This is a genomic window from Alcanivorax quisquiliarum (assembly GCF_023051175.1).
GTDB lineage: Bacteria > Pseudomonadota > Gammaproteobacteria > Pseudomonadales > Alcanivoracaceae > Isoalcanivorax > Isoalcanivorax quisquiliarum.
In genome coordinates this window covers 11849-32836 of sequence record NZ_JALKII010000012.1, presented here as the reverse complement: position 1 = coordinate 32836, position 20988 = coordinate 11849, and the positions used below count along the sequence as shown (strand labels likewise).

The following is a 20988-nucleotide window of genomic DNA, read 5'->3' as shown; positions in this document are numbered from 1 at the left end:
GGGGCCATCGTTAAAATGGCCCCGCGTATTGCCTGGTATTGTTACTCGCGCTGATCGCTGCATTCGGCGCGCGAGGCGTCCATACGGCAACGAATGTTACGCAGCAGCGACATCATGTCCTTGTTGTAAACACCCTGATTGGTCAGGTCGATGCGAGCATCTCGCATCATTTCGTCGTAGCGCTCGGTGTCTTCATCACTGATTTCGATCCACCACTTCTTGTCGATCTCGTTATTGGCGCTCTGGATCACGCGCATGGCACGATCAAACACCGTCTCGAAGAAGTAGCTCCGCGACCAGGCGGCAAAATCACTGTCAAAACTGTCGTGACGGGCGATCACCTGCAACGTCAGCTGGCCGAGTACATAATCAATGATGCCACCGTTGGGTTCCATCCCTTTATAAAGCTCCAGTGCACTATAAGCCATGACCGGAGCGAAGCAGATGTCGACGCTATGGTTATTGAAGCGGCCGGCGAAATTGGTTATGTCCGACATTACTGGCGACATGCCTACGCTCGCCGCCATCCGCCCCTGTGCCACGTCATATTCCATCACGGCGATGGATTTGCCCGCCAGCGCATTGACGTTGTTGATGCCTTGATCCTTCACGAACAGATAAGCCGCGCCCATGGGCGCAATACCCATCACTTCGTAGGGGCCGCTGCGCAGGTTGGGCGTGATGCGCGGGTTTTCGCTGGCCAGCACTTGCACCACAGTGCGCAATGCCTCGTAGCTGGGCACCGCACCGATGGAATCCAGGCTGCCGGTGTAGTTGTTGAACTGGCGGCCACGCAGCCCGGTGATGGCTGCGGCGTCGCACTGGCCCGCCTTGAGATCTTCTGCGGCGATGTTTTCATCGGTATAGACGCGCAGGGTCAGGTCATAACCGTGATCGATGGCGGCGGTACGATAGTCGCGCATGATGTTATACATGTCACCCGAGGTGCCGATAATGTCGAACACGCACAGGGTGCGTTTTTCTGCCGCCAGGGCAGGGGCGGACAGGCCGAGCAGCAGCGATGTCGCGGCCGCGGCGATGAGTTTGCCGTAAAGCATGGGTTTGTCTCCGTTGTACTACTTATACAAAGGCCGGCGCGGGGCCGGCCGGCCATCAGAGAAGATCGTCGATATTGATAGCAGGCCCGCTGCTGCGCGTGTCGTCCCAGAAGGTGCCGAGCCCGCCATACGGCGTGCGCTTGCCAGTGGCTTCCGTCCACATGCGGTCGGAAATGCCTTTGATCAGCGAGTGAGCAATGGCATCGATCATGGCGTAGTTCGGGTCCAGATGGGTGTCATTGTTGGCGAACTCGCGAATTGCACGGCGCACCCGGTCATCGTCGCCCACGCTATAGGCCGAAATCGCGTACAGCGCGCTGGGCAGCCGCACGCCTTGCTCGAAGCCGATGCGCGTGGCGCGCTCCAGCTCCGCCCAGGCATCGGCATTGTCCGGCTTCAGCATCGGCAGGATATTCCACAGGGCAGCGCGGCCGCCACGGGGCACGCCCCACCATTTTTCGTTATCCAGGCATGCCAGGCCACGCTCGACCTTGGCTGCCACATCACGCGGCACGCCCACGGTGGTATCGGCGGTGGCATCATTGAGCAGCGACTGTACACCGCTGACCTGGCCGATCATCCACACCATCTCGTCGAAATCGTTGCGCAGGCGCGGGCACTTGCCATTGTCTGCCTCACCGAATTCGCCGACGGTGCGGCTGTAGGCCTCGTACTGGCGGCGCGCCGAAATTTCAGCCAGCTCTTTTTGTCGCGAGCGGGCATCCTGCGCTTCGGTGACACGGCCTTCCTTGATGGCGCGCATGTAGCGCAGCTCTTCTTCGAGCGCCAGCGCCTCGGTACAGGTGGCAGCTACCGTATAAACCAGCGTGGCGAGCTTGTCGGGGTGTGAGCCGACAGCTTCAAAAGAAAGTAGCAGGGGAGTGAGCGCTTCGCCGGTGGCGCAGGCCATACCGACGTCCTGGTAGGTCATCAGATAGGGCACCATTTCTGCCCGACCGTAGCTGATCAGTACATCGCCGGTGGTCTTGTAGACCATCCCGCATCCCGGAAGGGCGGCCAAGGCGGCGCCCAGAGCGGCAACGCGGAGTGCACCACGTGCCTTTGAACGGAACTTCATACTGTAATCTCCTGATTATTCTTGTTCCGATTATGATGGCAAGCCAACACTACCCAAGCGAAAAAATTGGCACAAGCGCCGATTACAAAAATCAGGGACGACATTACAAAAGAGTATGTTGCGCTATCATGGCCGCCACATGGCAATATGCAATAACATTGGTCACAGCAGGGGATATTGTCCTCTTCATACGCGGGTCTTACGCAGGATGGTGCAGGGAATGAGAAAAAACACTGAGTTTGAAACGCAGCCACAGCGACCGACCGGTCGTCGGGCCGGTAGCGGGTTGGCCGAAGATACGCTGCGCGGTGGCTTGCGGGTCTTGCAAACAGCTGCCGTTCTGACTCGCACCGGAGCCGGTTGGCTGTTCGGTCGCCGCCCGCCGCTGCCCGTCATGCTGCGCGAGACTTTCGAATCCCTGGGCACCACCTATATAAAGCTGGGGCAGTTCATCGCCAGCTCGCCTTCACTGTTCCCCGATGCCTATGTAGAAGAGTTCCAGCAGTGCCTGGATCGCACACCGGCACTGCCGTTTCGTTTTATTCGCGAGACGATCGAGAGCGAGCTTGAGCAGCCACTGGAGAAAGCCTACGCCTGGGTTGATACCAGGCCGCTGGCGTCGGCGTCCATCGCCCAGGTGCACGCCGCTCGACTGCATACCGGTGAAGAAGTGGTCATCAAGGTGCAAAAGCCCGGTGTGCGCAATGTGCTACTCACCGATTTCAACTTCCTTTATTTTGCTGCACGAGTAGTGGAAATGCTCACGCCGGGGCTGTCGCGGTCGGCCGTCTCCGGCGTCATCGAGGAGCTGCAATACTCGATGCTGGAAGAGTGTGATTTTCGGCAGGAAGCGCGCAACCTGGATCAGTTCAACGAGTTCCTGCAGGCCACCAACAATACCCGCGCCGTGGCGCCGCGCCCCTACCATGAATTGAGCACCGGCCGCGTGCTCACCATGGAGCGCTTTCACGGTGTGCCGCTGACTGATCTGGATGTGCTGCGCCGCCATGTGGCCGACCCCACCGATACCCTGATCGCAGCACTCAATACCTGGTTTTCCAGCTTGATGCTGTGCGATTTCTTCCATGCCGATGTACACGCCGGCAACCTGATGCTGCTCACCGATGGCCGCATCGGCTTCATCGATTTCGGCATTGTCGGCCGGATGCGCAAGGAAACCTGGGAAGGCATGTCGCAGTTTCTGGATGGCATCGGCCGTGGCGACCATCGCGCTGTGGCCGAAGCCATGGCGATTGTCGGCATGACCCGCGAGGCGGTGGATGTCGATGCGTTGGCACGGGATATCGAGCGCTTCCAGGACAAGCTGGCCAATCTTGATCCCGGCCGGCTGTTGCAGGGTGGCCGGCAGGACAGAGAGGTCAATCGCCTGTTACTGGATATCATCCGTATCGGCGAGCAGCATGGCATCCGCTTTCCACGGGAGTTTGCGCTGCTGCTGAAGCAGTTTCTTTATTTTGATCGCTATGTACAGGCACTGGCGCCGGAGCTGGATATGTTTGCCGATACCAGAGTGGATCTGTTTGCGCCGATAGATCAGCTGCACTGAGTGGGCGACAAGTAGCGGGCGCACAGGCGCCCGTCAGAAACGCAATAAGCAGCAAGCAGTGGGTGATTAAAAAAATTCATCTTCGATTTCCGTGTAGCTAATTCCGATATCTGAGAAAGTATCAATAGGTTGTCCAAAAAGCCGATCTTTTTGCTACCTTCTCTCTTGTGGGGGAGCGAAGCGCTTAACAGCCGTAGGCTGGCCCGAAGGGTGAGCGAAGCGAATAAGGGGTTGGGGAGAGGGGGCTGCGGACGTGCTGCTGCCACGATACCAGCTACATGTTGCACTACTTTCACTTACTTTCAGTAGAAGTTTCCATGAAATTTCAAAGCCAAAAAAATCCCGTGATCCAGCCAGCTTCGTTCTAGATCAAGTGCCGAGTATATATTTTCTTGCCATAATCTCCCCCTCTCCCCAACCCCTCTCCCACGAGGGGAGAGGGGCTAAAGAAAGTTTATCGTCGATTTTCGTGGAGCGATTTTCGATATCCGGGAAAGTATCAATAGGTTGTCCAAAAAGCCGATCTTTTTGCTACCTTCTCCCTTGCGGGGAAAGCGAAGCGTAGAACAGCTGCAGGCTGGCCCGGAGGGTGAGCGAATCGGCTTTTTGCCCCCCTCTCCCCTCGTGGGAGAGGGGGTGGGGGAGAGGGGGTGGGGGAGAGGGGGCTGCGGATATACAGCTGGCACGATGCCGGCTGCATGTTGCATTACTGTCACTTGAATCAGAGGCGTGATTTATTCACGCGGGTTGGTGCACTCGGAGCGGTCCGGCTCGATGCGGCAACGAATGCGCAGTTGCAGGTGCAGCATTTCCGGGTGGTAATAGCCCAGCTCGCGCAACTCGATCCGCGCATCTTGCATCATGGTTTCGTACTCCTGCTTGTCTTCCTCAGGGATAGATACCATCCATTTTTCGGGGATGCGGCTCTCTTCGTTATTGATGAACTCCATGATGTCGTCGTAGCGCTCGAACGCCGCTTCACGCACCAGTTGTGCAATTTCGTTGGGGAACTTCGAGCGATGGCCGATCAATTGCATGCTGATCTGCGCCAGCGGGTAATCAATAATGCCGCCGTTCGGCTCCAGGCCCTTGTAAAGCTCCAGCACCTCATAGGCGAGCAGCGGTGCTGCCAGCACATCCACCACACCGTTATTGAACATACCGGGCGCACGGGTGATATCGGTGGACACAGGGGTAGCGCCGATACCAGATATCATGCGGGCCTGCATCGGATCGAAATCCAGTACGGCCACTTTTTTGCCTGCCGCCTTGCCGAGAGTGTTGATCTCCCGATCATTTACAAAGATGTAGGCTGCGCCCGCCGGGAATACACCTAGCACCACGTATTCGCCTTGCACCATCCGTCCGGCATTGCTGGGGTGGGCCACCACCTGCAACAGCGTTTTCATGTGCTGCGCAGTGGGCAGGGCACCAACGGCATCAATAGTGCCGGAAAAGGTATTGAACAACCGCGCCCGCATACCGCTCATCAGCGCCGCATCGCAGCGGCCCGCCTTGAGCTCATCGGCCATCACGCCTTCATTGGTGAAGGGGATCATTTCCACATTCACGCCATATTGCATCATGCGGATGCGTTCCTGCTCTGCAATGGCGAACACCGGGCCGGCGCGGCCGGCGATATCCCAGATGCAGATCTTGAACGCCATGCGCTGATCCACCGGCAAATCGGTCATGCCGGACAGCCGGCCGATAGCCTGCAGGCGCTGATCCACGGTCATGTTCGAGTTCAGGGTGATCTCGCGCATCAGCTCCATCAGCTCCGGCGTAATTTCAACGCCCGGCGCCAGCCGTTGCAGCACCGCCCGCTGTTCCTCGGAAATATTGACTGATTCAGCCAGCGCCGTGAGGCCGGTAAGCGTACCGAGCAGAAAAATCGAGACAGCAAATATTGTTTTTTTCATGATTCACATCCCGTCCATGATTGCGATTCATGTTCACTCTGCCTCGCGCAGCAGGGCTATGACTTTATGGCACGCAAAAGGTGCTGGAGAGCCAACACGACGGCGTGCGGCGCCGCAGTGGTGCGGCGCTGCCGGGCTGCGGGGTGCTGTTACCGGATGTGCCATTTTGCAGCACTTTGTAACGCGAGCCAGCGCGACGGTTCAGGCGTCAGCGCGGCGGTTGTGCATTGAAGGCTTGCCCGGTAACGCCATCGCTGGCGGGGCCGAGCAGATAGAGATAGGCCGGTACGATATCTTCCGGTGTGCGTAGTGTATTGGCGTCTTCGCCCGGATAAGCCTGGGCGCGCATGCGGGTGCGTGTGCCACCGGGATTGATGGTGTTGACGCGAATCTTGCTGGTGTTTTCCAGCTCGTCGGCCATCACCTGCATCAGCCCTTCGGTGGCAAACTTGCTGACCGCATAGGCGCCCCAGAACGCACGACCCACCCGGCCGACGCTGGAGGAGGTAAACAGCACCGAGGCGGCACTGGCGCTGCGCAGCAGCGGCAGCATGGCCCGCGTCAGATAAAAAGCTGCGTTCACGTTCACCTGCATCACGCTATCCCAGGTGCTGTAGCCGTAATTGTCCAGTGGTGTAATGTCGCCGAGCACCGAGGCGTTATGCAGCAGGCCATCGAGGCGGCCGAATTCTTTATCGAACATGCCGGCCAGCTCCTCGAAGTGCGCCGGGGTGGCCACCTCAAGATTCACCGGTACCATGGCCGGCTTGGCGCCGCCGCGTTTCAAGATCTCGTCATACACTTCTTCAAGCTTGTTCTGGGTACGGCCCAGCAGTACTACGGTAGCGCCGGCGTCCGCCAGCGCCAGCGCGACCGCCCGGCCGATACCGTCACCGGCACCGGTCACGAGCACCACGCGCTCCGCAAAGGTGCCCGCAGGGCAGTTGTAGGCAAGCGCCTGCTCTTGCAGGCGCGGCAGCTCGGGATGAATGGCAGTCATGCGGGGGAATCCTTGTTGGCAGCGATCAGCGGCAGCAATTGCGCCGCGGTCTCGATATAAACGTCGGCGTGCCAGGCACGCGGGTCTTCATTCGGGTCCAGGTAGCCGAACAGAGCGGCCACGGTGCGCATTCCGGCGGCACGGCCGGCTTCGATATCGCGCAGGTGATCGCCCACATAGAGGCACTGTTCTGGCGCCACACCGGCTTGCTGTGCGGCGATCAGCAGCCCTTCCGGGTCGGGCTTGCGCAGCCGCACATGATCCGGGCAGATCACCGGGCCGCAGCGTTCGGCCAGGCCCAGCCCGCTCAATAGTGGCGTGGTAAAACGCTCCGGTTTGTTGGTGACGATGCCCCAGGGAATCTGCTCGGCCTCCAGAGCGGCCAGCACCTTGTCCATGCCGGGGAACAGTGCACTGTCTACTGCCAGACGGGCTTCGTAGCACGCCAGCAGGCGGTCGAGATGCGTGCCGAAATCCGCATCTTCAGGTGTCAGGCCAAAGCCCAGTGTCACCAGGGCGCGGGCGCCGTTGGAGACCTGGCTGCGGATCGCCGCATCGCTCAGGGCAGGGCGGCCCGCCTCCTGCAACAGCTGGTTGAGCACCACCACGAAATCCGGTGCGGTGTCCACCAGTGTGCCGTCCAGATCGAAGAAAACAGCAGCGGGGCGCATCAGCTCACCTTCACCGCGTGCATCATGTAGTTCACCGACACATCCCGGTTCAGGCGATAAACCTGGGTCAGCGGGTTGTAGGTCAGCCCGCAGGTGTCGCGCACCTCAAGCCCGGCGTCCCGGCACCACTGCGCCAGCTCCGACGGGCGGATCAGCTTGGCGTATTCATGCGTGCCGCGAGGTAACAGCCGCAGCACATATTCCGCGCCGACAATGGCAAACAGAAATGCCTTCGGGTTGCGATTGATGGTGGAAAAAAACAACTGGCCGCCGGGGCGGGCCAGCTCGGCACAGGCGCGCACTACTGCCGCCGGGTCGGGCACGTGTTCCAGCATTTCCAGGCAGGTCACCACGTCATATTGCCCGGCACGCTCGGCGGCGATTTCTTCGGCGGCGATATTGAGATATTCCACTTCGATGTTGTCTTTCGCTGCGTGCAGGCGGGCCACCGCCAATGGCGCCTCGCCCAGATCAATGCCGGTCACGTTGGCGCTGCGGCGTGCCATACCTTCCGACAGCAGGCCGCCGCCGCAGCCGATATCGATCACGCGCTTGCCGGGCAGGCCGGCGCGTTCGTCAATATAGTTCAGCCGCAGGGGGTTGATGTCGTGCAGTGGGCGAAATTCCGAGGACGGGTCCCACCAGCGGTCGGCCAGCTGTTCGAATTTGGCGATCTCGTGCAGATCGACGTTGCGTTGCGGGGCTTGCCGGGTGTCGGTATGGGGATCAGCCATTGAGCATCTCCTGCCAGGTCTGTGTGTCACGCAGTATGCGCTCGGCGTTGAGGGTTTGCAGTGTGCGATCCGCCATCAGGCAGCGCCCGGCGACCCAGCTATGAGTTACCTGATCGCGTGTGGCCGCATACACCACCTGCGCAATCGGATCGAAGACCGGCCGGGTCTCCAGGCGGTTGAGGTCAATGGCAATGATATCCGCCTGCTTGCCGGGCACCAGCGAGCCGGTTTGCTGATCCAGGCCCAGCGCACGGGCGCCGTTGAGCGTGGCCATCGCCAGGGCCGCGTCTGCCGGCAGCGCATCAGCGGCGCCGGCCACGCCCTTGGCCAGTAGCGCCGCCGTGCGCAGCTCGCCGATCATGTCCAGGTCATTGTTGCTGGCGGCGCTGTCGGTGCCCAGGCCGATATTGATGCCGGCCAGGCGCAGCCGCTCCACCGGGCAAAAGCCGCTGGCCAGCTTCAGGTTGGATTCCGGGCAGTGGGCAATATGCGTGCCGGTGGTTTTCACCAGCTCGATTTCGTCATCTTCAAGCTGGGTCATGTGCACGGCGATCAGCCGGGGCGACAGCAGCCCCAGCCGTGCCAGCCGGGCCAGCGGCCGCTCGCCGGTGGCATCCTTCGCCATCAGCACCTCGGCTGCGGTTTCGTGCACATGCATCATGATCTGCGCATCAAGCTCTTCCGCCAGCGTGACAACCCGCTGCAACGGGCCATCGGAGACGGTATACGGCGCATGAGGGCCGAAGCCGATGCTGATCAGAGGATCATGGCGCCAGTCGTCGGCCGCCTGCGTGGCCACGCGCAGATAGTCGTCCGGCCCCTGGCCCATGGCCGTGGGCACGTCCATCACCGGGCAGAACACCGTGGCGCGCAAGCCGGCCTCGCGGGCGGCGCGGGCGATGGCATCAGGAAAAAAATACATGTCGGCAAAGCAGGTGGTGCCGCCGCGAATCATTTCCGCCGCGGCCAGGCGGGTGCCGTCGGCCACAAACTGCTCATTTACCCAGCGGCCTTCGGCGGGCCAGATATGTTCTTCCAGCCAGGTCATCAGTGGCAGATCATCCGCCAGGCCACGAAACAGGTTCATCGCCGCGTGCGTATGAATATTGACCAGCCCCGGCATCAGCAACTGGCCATCGAGGCGCACGGTGTCCGTGGCGCGCCAGCGCCGCTCGGCGTCGGCGGCGGGCAGGATGTCGGCGATGCGGCCGCCGCTGACAACAATGGCGTGATCGGCGAGCAGGCGGGCCGGGCCTTCAACCGGCGCGATCCAGCTGGCCTGGATGATCAGGTCGGCGTGAGCCGGGGCGTGGGGCATGGGTTCTCCTGCACAGACGGAATCAAGGACAGGCGCGATAATACACTGGAACGCTTGCCGGGTGTGCCCGCAACGCTACCGGCAGCAACCAGTGGCCGGGGCGGGGCCGCTGCCGGCGGATCGTTTCAAGGTCGTGGCTGGCGCGAAGCGCCGTGTGCTATTATAGCCGGCTTTCAGCCCTCGCCCCATGGTGGGGTACGCCTTGATGCCCGCTTGCCCGTTGCGGCGGCCAAGGCGCCCTGGAGAGCTTAATCGGCGGCCGGCCGGCACGGTTTCAGTGTGCGCCCACCGGCCATGCCTTGTAGAGAAAGGAACCCCATGACGGATCTCGCCAGAGAAGTAACGCAGGTCAATATCGAGGACGAACTCAAGCAGTCCTATCTTGACTACGCGATGAGCGTCATCGTTGGCCGGGCCTTGCCTGACGTGCGTGACGGGCTCAAGCCGGTGCACCGGCGTGTCCTGTTCGCCATGCACGAGCTGAACAACGACTGGAACAAACCCTACAAGAAATCCGCCCGTGTGGTCGGTGACGTCATCGGTAAATATCACCCGCACGGTGATTCCGCCGTGTACGATACCATTGTCCGGATGGCGCAGCCGTTTTCGCTGCGCTATCTGCTGGTCGATGGCCAGGGGAACTTCGGTTCCGTGGATGGCGATTCGGCGGCCGCCATGCGGTATACCGAAGTGCGGATGACCAAGATCTCCCACGATCTGCTGGCTGATCTGGATAAAGAGACGGTGGATTACGTCGACAACTACGACGGCACCGAAAAAATCCCGGAAGTGCTGCCCACCCGCGTACCGAACCTGCTGATCAACGGGTCGTCGGGCATCGCCGTGGGCATGGCCACCAACATCCCGCCGCATAATATGGTGGAGGTCATCGACGGCTGCCTGGCGTTGATCAACGATGAAACGCTGACCATCGACGATCTGATGGAGTATATCCAGGGCCCGGATTTCCCCACCGCAGGCATCATCAACGGCCGCGCCGGCATCGTGCAGGCGTACCGTACCGGCCGTGGCCGCATCTATGTGCGTGCCAAGGCCGATATCGAAGAGATGGACAAAAGCGGCAAGCAGGCGATCATCATCACCGAGCTGCCGTATCAGGTGAACAAGGCGCGGTTGATCGAGAAGATCGCCGAGCTGGTCAAGGAAAAGAAAATCGAAGGCATCACCGAGCTGCGTGACGAATCCGACAAGGACGGCATGCGCGTGGTGATCGAGCTGCGTCGTGGCGAGAACGCCGACGTGCTGCTGAACAATCTGTACGCACAAACCCAGCTGGAAACCGTGTTCGGCATCAACATGGTGGCGCTGATGGACGGCCAGCCCCGGCTGCTCAACCTCAAGGAAATGCTTGAGGCGTTTATCCGCCACCGCCGTGAAGTGGTGACCCGCCGTACCGTCTACGAGCTGCGCAAGGCCCGCGAAAAAGGCCATGTGCTGGAAGGGCTGGCGGTGGCGCTGGCCAATATCGATCCCGTCATCGAGCTGATCAAGCAGTCGCCATCGGCGGCGGAGGCGCGCGAAGCGCTGATCGCCCGCGGCTGGGCGCCCGGCGAAGTAGTCAACATGCTGGAGCGCGCTGGTGGCGCCGATGCGTGCCGTCCGGACGGGCTCGAAGATCAGTACGGCATGCAGGATGGTCAGTACTGGCTGTCCCCTGAGCAGGCCCAGGCGATTCTGGATTTGCGCCTGCAAAAGCTCACCGGCATGGAGCAGGAAAAGCTCGTCGTCGATTATCAGGAGCTGCTGGATCGCATCATCGAGCTGGGTCGCATCCTGGCTGATCCCGAGCGCCTGCTGGAAGTGATCCGTGAAGAGCTGGTAGCAATCCGCGAGGAATACGGCGATGCGCGCCGCACCGAAATCCAGACCTCGCGCAGCGATTTCTCCATGGAAGACCTGATCGCGGAAGAAACTGTCGTCGTAACACTTTCTCACGGCGGTTATGCCAAGGTGCAGCCGATTGACACTTACCGTGCCCAGCGGCGCGGCGGGCGCGGCAAGGCTGCCACGGCAGTGAAAGATGAAGATTACGTCGAGCACCTGCTGGTGGCCGGCACCCACGATACGCTGCTGTGCTTTACCAACATCGGCAAGGTGTATTGGTTGCGTGTGTTCGAGCTCCCACAGGGTGGTCGGGGCTCGCGCGGGCGGCCGATTATCAACCTGATTCCGGCGCTGCAATCGGACGAACGCATTACCGCCATCCTGCGCCTGGATGCGGAATTCGTGCGCCAGCGCGCCGCCGAAGCGGAAGACGACAACGAGACGGATGACGAGCTGGACACCGTCGATGGCGTTGAAGAGCTTGAGGCAGGCGATACCGCCGAGGGGCAAGATAATACCGAGGTGGAGGGCGGCGCTCAGGGCCCTTACATCTTCATGGCCACCTCGGCTGGCGTGGTCAAGCGCACCAAGCTGTCCAAGTTTGCTCGCCCGCGCAGCAACGGCCTGATCGCCGTACGTCTGCAAGAAGGCCAGAGCCTGGTGAACGTTTCCGTGACCCAGGGCGACGAAGACATCATGCTGGTCGCGAGCGACGGCAAAGTGGCGCGGTTCCGCCAGGATACCGTGCGTGTCATGGGCCGTACCGCTCGCGGTGTGCGCGGCATGAGAATCGCCGAAGGCGAAAGCATGATTGCGTTGATCGTGCCCCAGGAAGGCGGCCAGCTGCTGACCGCCTCGGAAAACGGCTTTGGCAAGCGCACCCTCGTCGAGGAATTCCCCACCAAGGGCCGTAATACCCAGGGCGTGATCGGCATGGTGGTGAACGAGCGCAACGGCGCGCTGGTGGGCGCCACCCAGGTGTTCGGTGGCGAAGACCTGATGCTGATTTCCAATCAGGGCACGCTGGTGCGCACGCGCGTGGATGAGGTGAGCCAGCTTGGTCGCAACACTCAGGGGGTGATGCTGATTCGCCTCGGCGAAAGCGAGCGTCTGGTGGGCGTGGAGCGCATTCCCGAGCTGGAAGGTGACGACGACGAAGACGAATTGCTCGACGGAGCAGATGGCGAGGGCACTGAGGCAATCGACAACAGTGCCGAGCAGGCTGGTAATGCAGAGCGCGATAGCGGTATGGAAAGCGCTGGCAACGAAGCCGCTGGCGAAACTGGCCAGGCTGGCCCGTCTGACGAAGAACAAGAGTAATCTGACCGCCCACCGGCACAACGCCGGTGGGCAAGCCAACCCACGCTGCGGCACCGCCGCTGAGGACACCATGAGTCGCGCTTTCAATTTTTGTGCCGGCCCGGCCGCCTTGCCGGAAGAAGTGCTCGCACAAGCCGCTGCCGAAATGCTGGATTATCAGGGCCGTGGCCTGTCAGTGATGGAAATGAGCCATCGCTCCAGTGATTACGTTGCCATTGCCGAAACTGCCGAGCAGGATCTGCGCGATCTGTTGGGTATCGGTGACGATTACGCCGTGCTGTTCCTGCAAGGCGGTGCCAGTCAGCAGTTTGCCATGGTGCCCATGAACCTGATGGGTAACCAGGGCGTGGCCGATTACATCAACACCGGGCAGTGGTCGGCAAAAGCGATCAAGGAAGCGCGCCGCTTTGGCGACGTCAACGTGGTGGCCAGCAGCGAAGACACCCGCTTTACCACCGTGCCGCCGCAGGCAAGCTGGCAACTCAGTGACAACGCCGCCTACGTGCATTACACCCCCAACGAAACCATCGGCGGTGTGGAGTATTCCTTTATTCCCGAAACTCGTGCGCCGCTGGTGGCGGACTTTTCGTCCAGCATCCTTTCCCGGCCGCTGGATGTATCCCGCTTCGGCCTGATCTATGCCGGCGCCCAGAAGAATATCGGCCCGGCCGGTATCTGCGTGGTGATCGTGCGCCGCGATCTGCTCGGCCGCGCTGGCCCCGGTGTGCCGACCATGCTCGATTACCGCACCCATGCGGAAAACGATTCCATGTACAACACGCCGCCGACCTATTCCTGGTATCTGGCTGGCCTGGTATTCAAGTGGCTCAAGGCCCAGGGCGGGCTGGTGGCGATGGAGCAGACCAACCGTCGCAAAGCAGAAAAGCTCTACGGCTACATTGATGGCAGCGGCTTTTACAGCAACCCGGTAGAGCCGATCAGCCGCAGCTGGATGAACGTGCCGTTCGTGCTGGCAGATGATAGCCTCGACAAGCGCTTCCTTGCCGAGGCCGATGCTGCCGGGCTGCTCAATCTCAAAGGCCACCGCTCGGTAGGCGGCATGCGTGCCAGCATCTACAACGCCGTGCCGGAAGCAGCAGTCGACGCCCTTATCGCATTCATGAAGGATTTTGCCCAACGTCATGGCTGAACCGACCCTGGAACAACTACGCGAACAGATCGATGGCCTGGATGAGCAGCTCCAAGGGTTGCTCAACAAGCGCGCAGAACTGGCCCAGAAAGTGGCCGATGTCAAGATTGCCACCGATGGCGATGCTGTATTTTATCGCCCCGAGCGCGAGGCGCAGGTGTTGCGGCAGGTCAAGGCGCGCAACACCGGCCCGCTGGATGCCGAAACCATTGCGCGGCTGTTTCGCGAGATCATGTCTGCCTGCCTGGCATTGGAGCAGCGGCTCAAGGTGGCGTTTCTCGGCCCCGAAGGCACCTTTACCCAGCAGGCTGCGCTGAAACATTTTGGCCACGCCGTTGAAACCATCTCGCTGGCGGCCATTGATGATGTGTTTCGCGAGGTTGCCTCGGGGGCGGCGCACTACGGTGTGGTGCCGGTGGAAAATTCCACCGAAGGCGTGATCAATCACACCCTCGACAGTTTCATGGAATCACCGCTGAAAATCTGCGGCGAGGTGGATCTGCGCATCCATCATCACCTGATGCTCAGCGAGCACACCCAGCTGGACAAGATCACACGCATCTACTCTCACCAGCAGACGCTGGCCCAGTGCCGCAAGTGGCTGGATACCAATATGCCGCGAGTAGAGCGCATTGCCGTCAGCTCCAACGCACAGGCGGCTCGCCGCCTGAAAGACGAATGGAATGCTGCCGCCATTGCTGGCGATATCGCTGCCGACCTGTACGATCTGAAGATTCTGCATCGCAACATCGAGGATACGCCGGATAACACCACCCGCTTCATCATCATCGGGCACGAGGAAGTGCCTCCCTCCGGGGAAGATAAATCCAGCTTGCTGGTGCGCATGAAAAACCGCCCAGGAGCGCTTTATCATGTCCTCAAACCCTTCAAGGATGCAGGCGTGGATCTCACCCGTGTCGAATCCCGGCCGTCCCGCAGTGGCAACTGGAGTTACGTATTCTTCATCGATTTCGAAGGCCACCGGGATGACGAAAATGTACAGGCTGTGCTGGCCGCACTGGAGCGTGAGGCGCTTGATGTTCGCTTGCTGGGCTCCTATCCGCGTGCGGTGCTTTGAGCATCGCGGAGCTGCCAGCACCGCGCAGTTGACAGCACCATGCAGCTGACGATTCGCCCGCATTCGCCTGCAAAGACCACGTTTGAAGGCAACGCTGAAAAGTGCCAGCCCGGCCACGGCAGGGCGGGTGGAGTGCGGGCGGGTACAGCAAGGCATCGCCTTCGATAAAACGGCGGGGTAATATCCCGCAAAAAATAGTTATACATGGCCGGGTGAGGGCAGGGTTGCCTCGCTTGCACCCGAAGGCGCCGCGAGGCGCGAGCACTGATGAAGCGCAGCCGCCGGCTGCCCCTGGAGCACACTGCAATGCCTGTCGATTTTATTGCTCTGGCCAATACTGGTGTTCAAAAACTGCAACCCTATCAGCCCGGCAAACCGATTGAAGAGCTGGAGCGCGAGCTGGGGATTACCGATATCGTCAAGCTGGCCAGCAACGAAAGCCCGCTTGGCCCCAGCCCGCGAGCGCTGGCCGCCATTCGCGGCCAGCTGGAGAATCTTCACCGCTACCCGGATGGCTCCGGTTATCGCCTGAAAGCAGCACTGGGCGAGCGCCTGGGCGTGCGCGCCTCGCAAATCAGCCTCGGCAACGGTTCCAACGATCTGCTCGAACTGGTCGCTCGCGCCTGGCTGCGGCCGGATGACGAAGTGGTTTTCAGCGAGCATGCCTTCGCTGTTTATCCGTTGGTAACGCTGGCCTGTTCGGCGCGGCCGGTGGCCGTGCCGGCGCGGGATTACGGCCACGATCTGCCCGCCATGGCCGAAGCGATCACCGAGCGCACTCGCATCGTTTTCATCGCCAACCCCAACAACCCGACCGGCACCTGGATCAGCGCCGCTGATCTGGATCACTTTCTGGCGCGCGTGCCCAAGCAGGTACTGGTGGTGCTCGATGAAGCCTATTTCGAGTATGTGGAAGAGAGTGCCTACCCGGATGGCATCAGCCGCCTGACGGCGCATCCGAACCTGATCGTCACGCGCACCTTCTCGAAAATGTACGGGCTCTCCGGCTTGCGCGTCGGTTATGCCATCTCCAGTCTCGATATTGCCGAAGTGCTGAACCGTGTGCGTCAACCATTCAATTGCAACAGCCTGGCGTTGGTGGCGGCCGAAGCCGCACTGGATGACCACGACTATCTGGAATATGCCCGTGACCTCAACGCCACCGGGCTGGCACAGGTCGCCGAGGGCCTTGAGCAGCTGCAACTGGATTACATCCCCTCCGTGGGCAACTTCATTGCCTTTGATTGCGGGCGAGAATCCATGCCGGTATATGAAGCGCTGCTGCGCGAAGGCGTAATCGTGCGGCCGATCGGCGGCTACGGCATGCCCAATCACCTGAGGGTGTCCATCGGCCTGCCGGAAGAGAACGAGCGCTTCCTGGAAGCCCTGGCACAGGTGCTGGGCTGAACCATGGCACAGTCCGCGCCCCTGTTTGGCCAGGTGACTGTCATCGGGCTGGGCCTGATCGGCGGCTCACTGGCGGCCGCGCTGCGTAATGGCGGCCTGGCGGGCCGGCTGGTGGCCGGCTCACGCTCGGCGCGCACGTTGGAGCGTGGCCTGGCAATGGGGCTGGTCGATGCGGCTTATCAGGATCTGGCCGAGGCCGTGCGCGGCGCCGACCTGGTGTTTGTCGCCGTGCCGGTGTCAGCCATGGCCGACACCTTTGCTGCCATCGCGCCCGCGCTGGGCCGCCACACCATCATCACTGATGGCGGCAGCGTCAAGGGCCCGGTGATCGAGGCCGCCCGCCAGCATCTGGGCGTGCATTACGCCCGCTTCGTGCCCGGCCACCCGATTGCCGGCAAGGAGCGCAGCGGCGTAGAGGCCGCCGATGCCGCGCTGTACCAGCGCCATCGCATCATTCTCACGCCCACCGAGGCCACCGACCCCGCAGCCACCGCAAAAGTGCGGCAGCTCTGGACGGCCGTTGGCGCCGAGGTGCTCGACATGCGCCCGGCCGAGCACGACAGGGTGCTGGCAGAAACCAGCCATTTGCCTCACTTGCTGGCATTCGCGCTGGTGGATACCCTGTCCCGCCAGGGCGATTCCACCGATATTTTCCGCTACGCGGCCGGTGGTTTCCGGGATTTCACCCGCATCGCCTCCAGTGATCCGGTGATGTGGCACGATATCTTTATCGAGAACCGGGACGCGGTGCTGGCCGCCGCCGACGAATTCGCGGCCGGGCTGGCGCGCTTTCGCGCCGCCGTGGCAAATGGCGACAGCGAAGCGCTGCTGGGAACCATGACGCGCGCCAACACCGCACGCGCACGCTTCCTGGCCATGAACGCCCGGACTTCCTATACCCATGCGCAGGGCGCAACAGACGAGCAACTCATGAAGGCTGACAATCAGGCGGGGCAGGCCCGCAACCCGGTATTCCATCTCACCCCAGGCGGCCGCCTCAATGGCCAGATCCGCGTCGCGGGCGATAAATCCATTTCTCACCGCTCGATCATGCTCGGCGCGCTGGCCGAGGGCGTGACGGAAATCGAGGGCTTTCTCGAAGGCGAAGATGCACTGGCCACACTGGAAGCGTTCCGGGACATGGGTGTCGTCATCGAAGGCCCGCACGCCGGGCGTGTGCGCGTGCACGGCGTCGGCCTGCACGGCCTGAAGGCGCCATCGCGCACCCTGTATATGGGCAACTCCGGCACCTCCATGCGGTTGCTGATGGGCCTGCTGGCCGGGCAGAGCTTTGCCTCAGAGCTGACCGGCGATGCGTCCCTCACCAGCCGCCCGATGGAGCGCGTGGCGCAGCCGCTGCGCCAAATGGGCGCCGCCATCGGCACCACCGGCGACGGCACACCGCCGGTGTCCATTCGTGGCGGCCGACCATTGGAGGGCATTCATTTCACCATGCCGGTGGCATCTGCCCAGGTGAAATCGGCATTGTTGCTGGCCGGGCTCTACGCCCACGGCCGCACCAGCGTCACCGAGCCGGCCCCCACCCGCGATCACACCGAGCGCATGCTGGCCGGCTTTGGTTATGACGTGCAGCGCGATGGTGCCACGGTCACCATCACCGGCGGTGGCGGCCTTACTGCCTGCAATCTGGAAGTGCCGGCGGATATCTCCTCGGCGGCATTCTTCCTCGTCGGCGCCAGCATCGCGCCCGGCTCCGAGCTGCTACTGCCGCACGTGGGCATCAACCCCACCCGCACCGGCATCATTGATATCCTGCGCCTGATGGGCGCCGATATTCAGCTGGAAAACGAGCGTGACAGCGGCGGCGAGCCCGTGGCCGATCTGCGCGTGCGCAGCGCTCCCCTCAAGGGCATCACCATCCCGCAAGAGCTGGTGCCGCTGGCCATCGACGAATTCCCGGCGATCTTCATTGCCGCTGCTTGTGCCGAAGGCGAAACCATCCTGCACGGCGCTGAAGAGTTGCGCGTAAAAGAATCCGACCGCATCCAGGCCATGGCCGATGGCCTTGTTACCTTGGGCGCAGAAGTGGAAACCTACCCCGATGGCATCCGCATTCGCGGCATCGCCGAAGGCGCGGCGTTCACTCAGGGCGAGATCGAAAGCCACGACGATCACCGCATTGCCATGAGCTTTGCCATCGCCGCGCTGCGTGCCAGCGGGCCGATCACCATTCACAACTGCGCCAACGTGGCCACCTCCTTCCCCGGTTTTGCCGAGCTGGCGGCCGGGGCAGGGCTGGGCCTCACGGTGAGCGGCTGATGCCGGCGTCGAACACGGCTGCCGTGCCGGTGCTGACCATCGACGGCCCGGTGTCCTCCGGCAAAGGCACTGTGGCGCGATTGGTGGCCCAGCGGCTGGGATGGCATTTGCTGGATTCCGGGCTGCTGTATCGCCTGCTGGGGCTGCACGCCCAGCGGCGCGGTGTGCCGCTGGATGACGAACCGGCGCTGGCCGAGCTGGCCCGTGGCCTGCCGGTGGAATTCTGCGACCGTGACGGTGAAGGCTGCGCACTGTTGGAAGGCGAAGATGTCAGCCGTCTCGCTCGTGACGAGAAAGTCGGTGAGCTGGCCTCGCAAGTGGCGGTTTTACAAGGCGTTCGTGAGGCGCTTCTGGCGCGCCAGCACGCCTTTGCCACGGCGCCGGGGCTGGTCGCCGACGGCCGCGATATGGGCACCGTGGTGTTTCGCCAGGCACCGCTCAAGATATTCCTCACCGCCAGCCCGGAAGAGCGCGCACGCAGGCGTTATAAGCAGTTGAAGGACAAGGGATTCAGTGCTAACCTCCCGGCCCTCATCGAGGATATCCGCGCCCGGGACGACCGGGACATGCAGCGCTCCGTCGCGCCTTTGCGCCCGGCAGAAGACGCCATCGTCATCGACAGCACCCAGATGAGTGTTGACGAAGTGGTCAACCGGATCCTTGAAGAAGCCCGCCAGCAGAGCCTTGTTGCGCGGGCGTGAGTGCTGGTTTTTCCAGCACTGCGGTGATTGGTCGGAGGCCGCAAACGTAAACCAGTCAGGTCTCCGCTCAATCAGACAGAAGCTGCCCATGCCTGCTGGTTGGTATGGCCAAAAACTCTTACACAGGTAATCACATGACCGAAAGTTTTGCCGAACTTTTTGAAGCCAGCCTGCAGGATCTCGACGTTGCACGTGGCTCCATCATCCGCGGCACCGTAGTCGCCATCGACAGCGACTGGGTAACCGTCAACGCGGGCCTCAAATCCGAAGGTATCATCCCGCGCGAAGAATTCCTGAATGAAGCCGGCGAGCTTGAAATCGCCGAAGGTGACGAAGTCGAAGTGGCTGTTGATGCCATCGACGACGGCATGGGCTTCACTCGTTTGTCCCGCGAAAAAGCCAAGCGTGCAGAAATCTGGACAGATCTGGAAGCGGCATTCGAAAAGGACGAGGTCATCAAAGGCCAGATCAGCGGCAAGGTCAAGGGTGGTTTTACCGTCGATATCGGCCTGATCCGTGCGTTCCTGCCCGGTTCACTGGTGGATATCCGCCCGGTCCGTGATGTAGCGCACCTGGAAGGCAAGGATCTGGATTTCAAGGTCATCAAGCTGGATCCCAAGCGCAACAACGTGGTCGTTTCCCGCCGTGCGGTGATGGAAGCCGAGCACAGCGCAGAGCGCGAGCAGCTGCTGGAATCCCTGCAAGAAGGCATGGAAGTCAAAGGTATCGTCAAGAACCTCACCGATTACGGTGCGTTCGTTGATCTGGGCGGTATCGACGGCCTGTTGCACATCACCGACATGGCCTGGAAGCGCATCAAGCATCCGAGCGAAATCGTTGAAGTCGGCCAGGAAATCGACGTCAAGGTGCTGAAGTTCGACCGCGAGAAAATGCGCGTATCGCTGGGCCTCAAGCAGCTGGGCGAAGATCCATGGCACGATATCGTCGGCAAGTACCCGGAAGGTACTCGCGTGAAGGCGAAGGTCACCAACCTGACCGATTACGGCTGCTTTGCCGAAATCGAAGAGGGTGTGGAAGGCCTGGTTCACGTCTCCGAAATGGACTGGACCAACAAGAACATTCATCCGTCCAAGGTTGTCTCCATCGGCGACGAAGTGGAAGTGATGATCCTGGATATCGACCAGGAGCGCCGTCGTATCTCCCTGGGTATCAAACAGTGCCTGGCCAACCCGTGGCAAGCGTTTGAAACCAACTACAACAAGGGCGACCGCATCTCCGGCAAGATCAAGTCGATCACCGATTTCGGTATCTTCATTGGTCTGGAAGGCGGCATCGATGGCCTGGTTCACCTGTCCGACATCTCCTGGGAAGAAGCCGGCGAAGAAGCCGTGCGCAAATTCTCCAAAGGTGACGAGCTGGATACCGTGATTCTCTCCGTGGATGCAGAGCGTGAAAGAATTTCCCTTGGAATCAAGCAGTTGACAGACGATCCGTTTGCTCAGTATGTTGCTGCTAACGAGAAGAACAGCATCGTCAAGGGCACCGTGACCGCCGCAGAGGCGAAAGTGGTGACGGTCGAGCTGGCCGAAAACGTGGAAGGCACGCTGAAAGCCAACGAGATCAGCCGTGATCGTGTTGAAGACGCCAGCCAGGTGTTCAAGCCGGGCGATACTGTTGAAGCGAAGATCATCGCTGTTGATCGCAAGAACCGCGCCATCAGCCTGTCCATCCGTGCCAAGGACATGGCCGATGAGCGTGAAGCGCTGGACGACCTGAGCAGCCGCCAGGAGTCCTCGCCGAAGACCATCGGTGACCTGATCAAGGCGCAGATGGAAGGTAGCGACCAGTAATAGCTTCCTCCCCGGGCCGCACCCAGTGCGGCCCGAGGGCAGGATGCC

General features: G+C 61.3%; 15 protein-coding genes. 8 read left to right on the top strand and 7 right to left on the bottom strand.

Annotated features, from left to right (window positions below; genetic code table 11):
- Positions 1–41: 41 nt before the first annotated feature.
- Both MU846_RS13490 and MU846_RS13485 read right to left on the bottom strand, forming a co-directional pair.
- Entirely contained in the window at positions 42–1058 is a 1017-nt protein-coding gene (locus tag MU846_RS13490) for a putative solute-binding protein (protein ID WP_246953609.1), read from the bottom strand.
- A gap of 55 nt (positions 1059–1113) precedes the next feature.
- A complete protein-coding gene (locus MU846_RS13485; RefSeq protein ID WP_246953607.1) occupies positions 1114–2136 on the bottom strand; it encodes a hypothetical protein in 1023 nt (340 codons plus the stop codon).
- Positions 2137–2356: 220 nt separating this feature from the next.
- Between MU846_RS13485 and MU846_RS13480 the strand changes: the two genes are divergently transcribed.
- Positions 2357–3703 (top strand): ABC1 kinase family protein, encoded by a 1347-nt coding sequence (locus tag MU846_RS13480; RefSeq protein WP_246953604.1) that lies wholly within the window; start codon positions 2357–2359, stop codon positions 3701–3703.
- Between the two features lie 734 nt (positions 3704–4437).
- Here MU846_RS13480 and MU846_RS13475 read toward each other — a convergent pair.
- The 5 genes from MU846_RS13475 to MU846_RS13455 form a co-directional block, all read right to left on the bottom strand.
- Positions 4438–5625, bottom strand: a complete 1188-nt coding sequence (locus tag MU846_RS13475) for a putative solute-binding protein (RefSeq protein WP_246953602.1) — start codon at positions 5623–5625, stop codon at positions 4438–4440.
- Between the two features lie 208 nt (positions 5626–5833).
- Complete coding sequence (locus MU846_RS13470) at positions 5834–6625, bottom strand: YciK family oxidoreductase (protein WP_246953600.1); 792 nt, start codon at positions 6623–6625, stop codon at positions 5834–5836.
- Entirely contained in the window at positions 6622–7296 is a 675-nt protein-coding gene (locus MU846_RS13465) for an HAD-IA family hydrolase (protein ID WP_246953598.1), read from the bottom strand. The genes MU846_RS13470 and MU846_RS13465 overlap by 4 nt, the downstream gene beginning before the upstream one ends.
- Complete coding sequence (ubiG, locus tag MU846_RS13460) at positions 7296–8030, bottom strand: bifunctional 2-polyprenyl-6-hydroxyphenol methylase/3-demethylubiquinol 3-O-methyltransferase UbiG (protein ID WP_246953596.1); 735 nt, start codon at positions 8028–8030, stop codon at positions 7296–7298. Before ubiG ends, MU846_RS13465 begins: the two co-directional genes overlap by 1 nt.
- Entirely contained in the window at positions 8023–9348 is a 1326-nt protein-coding gene (locus MU846_RS13455) for a TRZ/ATZ family hydrolase (protein WP_246953594.1), read from the bottom strand. The genes ubiG and MU846_RS13455 overlap by 8 nt, the downstream gene beginning before the upstream one ends.
- Before the next feature lie 318 nt (positions 9349–9666).
- Between MU846_RS13455 and gyrA the strand changes: the two genes are divergently transcribed.
- From gyrA to rpsA, 7 genes are all read left to right on the top strand, one after another.
- Positions 9667–12513 carry a DNA gyrase subunit A gene (gene gyrA / locus MU846_RS13450; RefSeq protein WP_246953592.1) on the top strand — a complete coding sequence of 949 codons (2847 nt, stop codon included), beginning with the start codon at positions 9667–9669 and terminating at the stop codon, positions 12511–12513.
- Between the two features lie 70 nt (positions 12514–12583).
- Positions 12584–13663 carry a 3-phosphoserine/phosphohydroxythreonine transaminase gene (gene serC, locus MU846_RS13445; RefSeq protein ID WP_246953642.1) on the top strand — a complete coding sequence of 360 codons (1080 nt, stop codon included), beginning with the start codon at positions 12584–12586 and terminating at the stop codon, positions 13661–13663.
- Positions 13656–14741, top strand: a complete 1086-nt coding sequence (gene pheA, locus MU846_RS13440; RefSeq protein WP_246953591.1) for a prephenate dehydratase — start codon at positions 13656–13658, stop codon at positions 14739–14741. Before serC ends, pheA begins: the two co-directional genes overlap by 8 nt.
- A gap of 306 nt (positions 14742–15047) precedes the next feature.
- Positions 15048–16148: a histidinol-phosphate transaminase gene (hisC, locus tag MU846_RS13435; RefSeq protein WP_246953589.1), complete on the top strand. Its 1101-nt coding sequence runs from the start codon at positions 15048–15050 to the stop codon at positions 16146–16148.
- Positions 16149–16151: 3 nt separating this feature from the next.
- Entirely contained in the window at positions 16152–18428 is a 2277-nt protein-coding gene (locus MU846_RS13430) for a bifunctional prephenate dehydrogenase/3-phosphoshikimate 1-carboxyvinyltransferase (protein ID WP_246953587.1), read from the top strand.
- A complete protein-coding gene (cmk, locus tag MU846_RS13425; RefSeq protein WP_246953585.1) occupies positions 18428–19129 on the top strand; it encodes a (d)CMP kinase in 702 nt (233 codons plus the stop codon). Before MU846_RS13430 ends, cmk begins: the two co-directional genes overlap by 1 nt.
- Before the next feature lie 104 nt (positions 19130–19233).
- Positions 19234–20940, top strand: coding sequence for a 30S ribosomal protein S1 (rpsA, locus tag MU846_RS13420; protein WP_306799419.1), 1707 nt, complete (start codon positions 19234–19236; stop codon positions 20938–20940).
- The last annotated feature ends 48 nt before the right edge of the window (positions 20941–20988 follow it).

Coding starts and splice junctions, on each gene's coding strand:
- MU846_RS13490 (WP_246953609.1), bottom strand. CDS start 1,058: ATGCTTTACGGCAAACTCATCGCCGCGGCCGCGACATCGCTGCTGCTC.
- MU846_RS13485 (WP_246953607.1), bottom strand. CDS start 2,136: ATGAAGTTCCGTTCAAAGGCACGTGGTGCACTCCGCGTTGCCGCTCTG.
- MU846_RS13480 (WP_246953604.1), top strand. CDS start 2,357: ATGAGAAAAAACACTGAGTTTGAAACGCAGCCACAGCGACCGACCGGT.
- MU846_RS13475 (WP_246953602.1), bottom strand. CDS start 5,625: ATGAAAAAAACAATATTTGCTGTCTCGATTTTTCTGCTCGGTACGCTT.
- MU846_RS13470 (WP_246953600.1), bottom strand. CDS start 6,625: ATGACTGCCATTCATCCCGAGCTGCCGCGCCTGCAAGAGCAGGCGCTT.
- MU846_RS13465 (WP_246953598.1), bottom strand. CDS start 7,296: ATGCGCCCCGCTGCTGTTTTCTTCGATCTGGACGGCACACTGGTGGAC.
- ubiG (WP_246953596.1), bottom strand. CDS start 8,030: ATGGCTGATCCCCATACCGACACCCGGCAAGCCCCGCAACGCAACGTC.
- MU846_RS13455 (WP_246953594.1), bottom strand. CDS start 9,348: ATGCCCCACGCCCCGGCTCACGCCGACCTGATCATCCAGGCCAGCTGG.
- gyrA (WP_246953592.1), top strand. CDS start 9,667: ATGACGGATCTCGCCAGAGAAGTAACGCAGGTCAATATCGAGGACGAA.
- serC (WP_246953642.1), top strand. CDS start 12,584: ATGAGTCGCGCTTTCAATTTTTGTGCCGGCCCGGCCGCCTTGCCGGAA.
- pheA (WP_246953591.1), top strand. CDS start 13,656: ATGGCTGAACCGACCCTGGAACAACTACGCGAACAGATCGATGGCCTG.
- hisC (WP_246953589.1), top strand. CDS start 15,048: ATGCCTGTCGATTTTATTGCTCTGGCCAATACTGGTGTTCAAAAACTG.
- MU846_RS13430 (WP_246953587.1), top strand. CDS start 16,152: ATGGCACAGTCCGCGCCCCTGTTTGGCCAGGTGACTGTCATCGGGCTG.
- cmk (WP_246953585.1), top strand. CDS start 18,428: ATGCCGGCGTCGAACACGGCTGCCGTGCCGGTGCTGACCATCGACGGC.
- rpsA (WP_306799419.1), top strand. CDS start 19,234: ATGGCCAAAAACTCTTACACAGGTAATCACATGACCGAAAGTTTTGCC.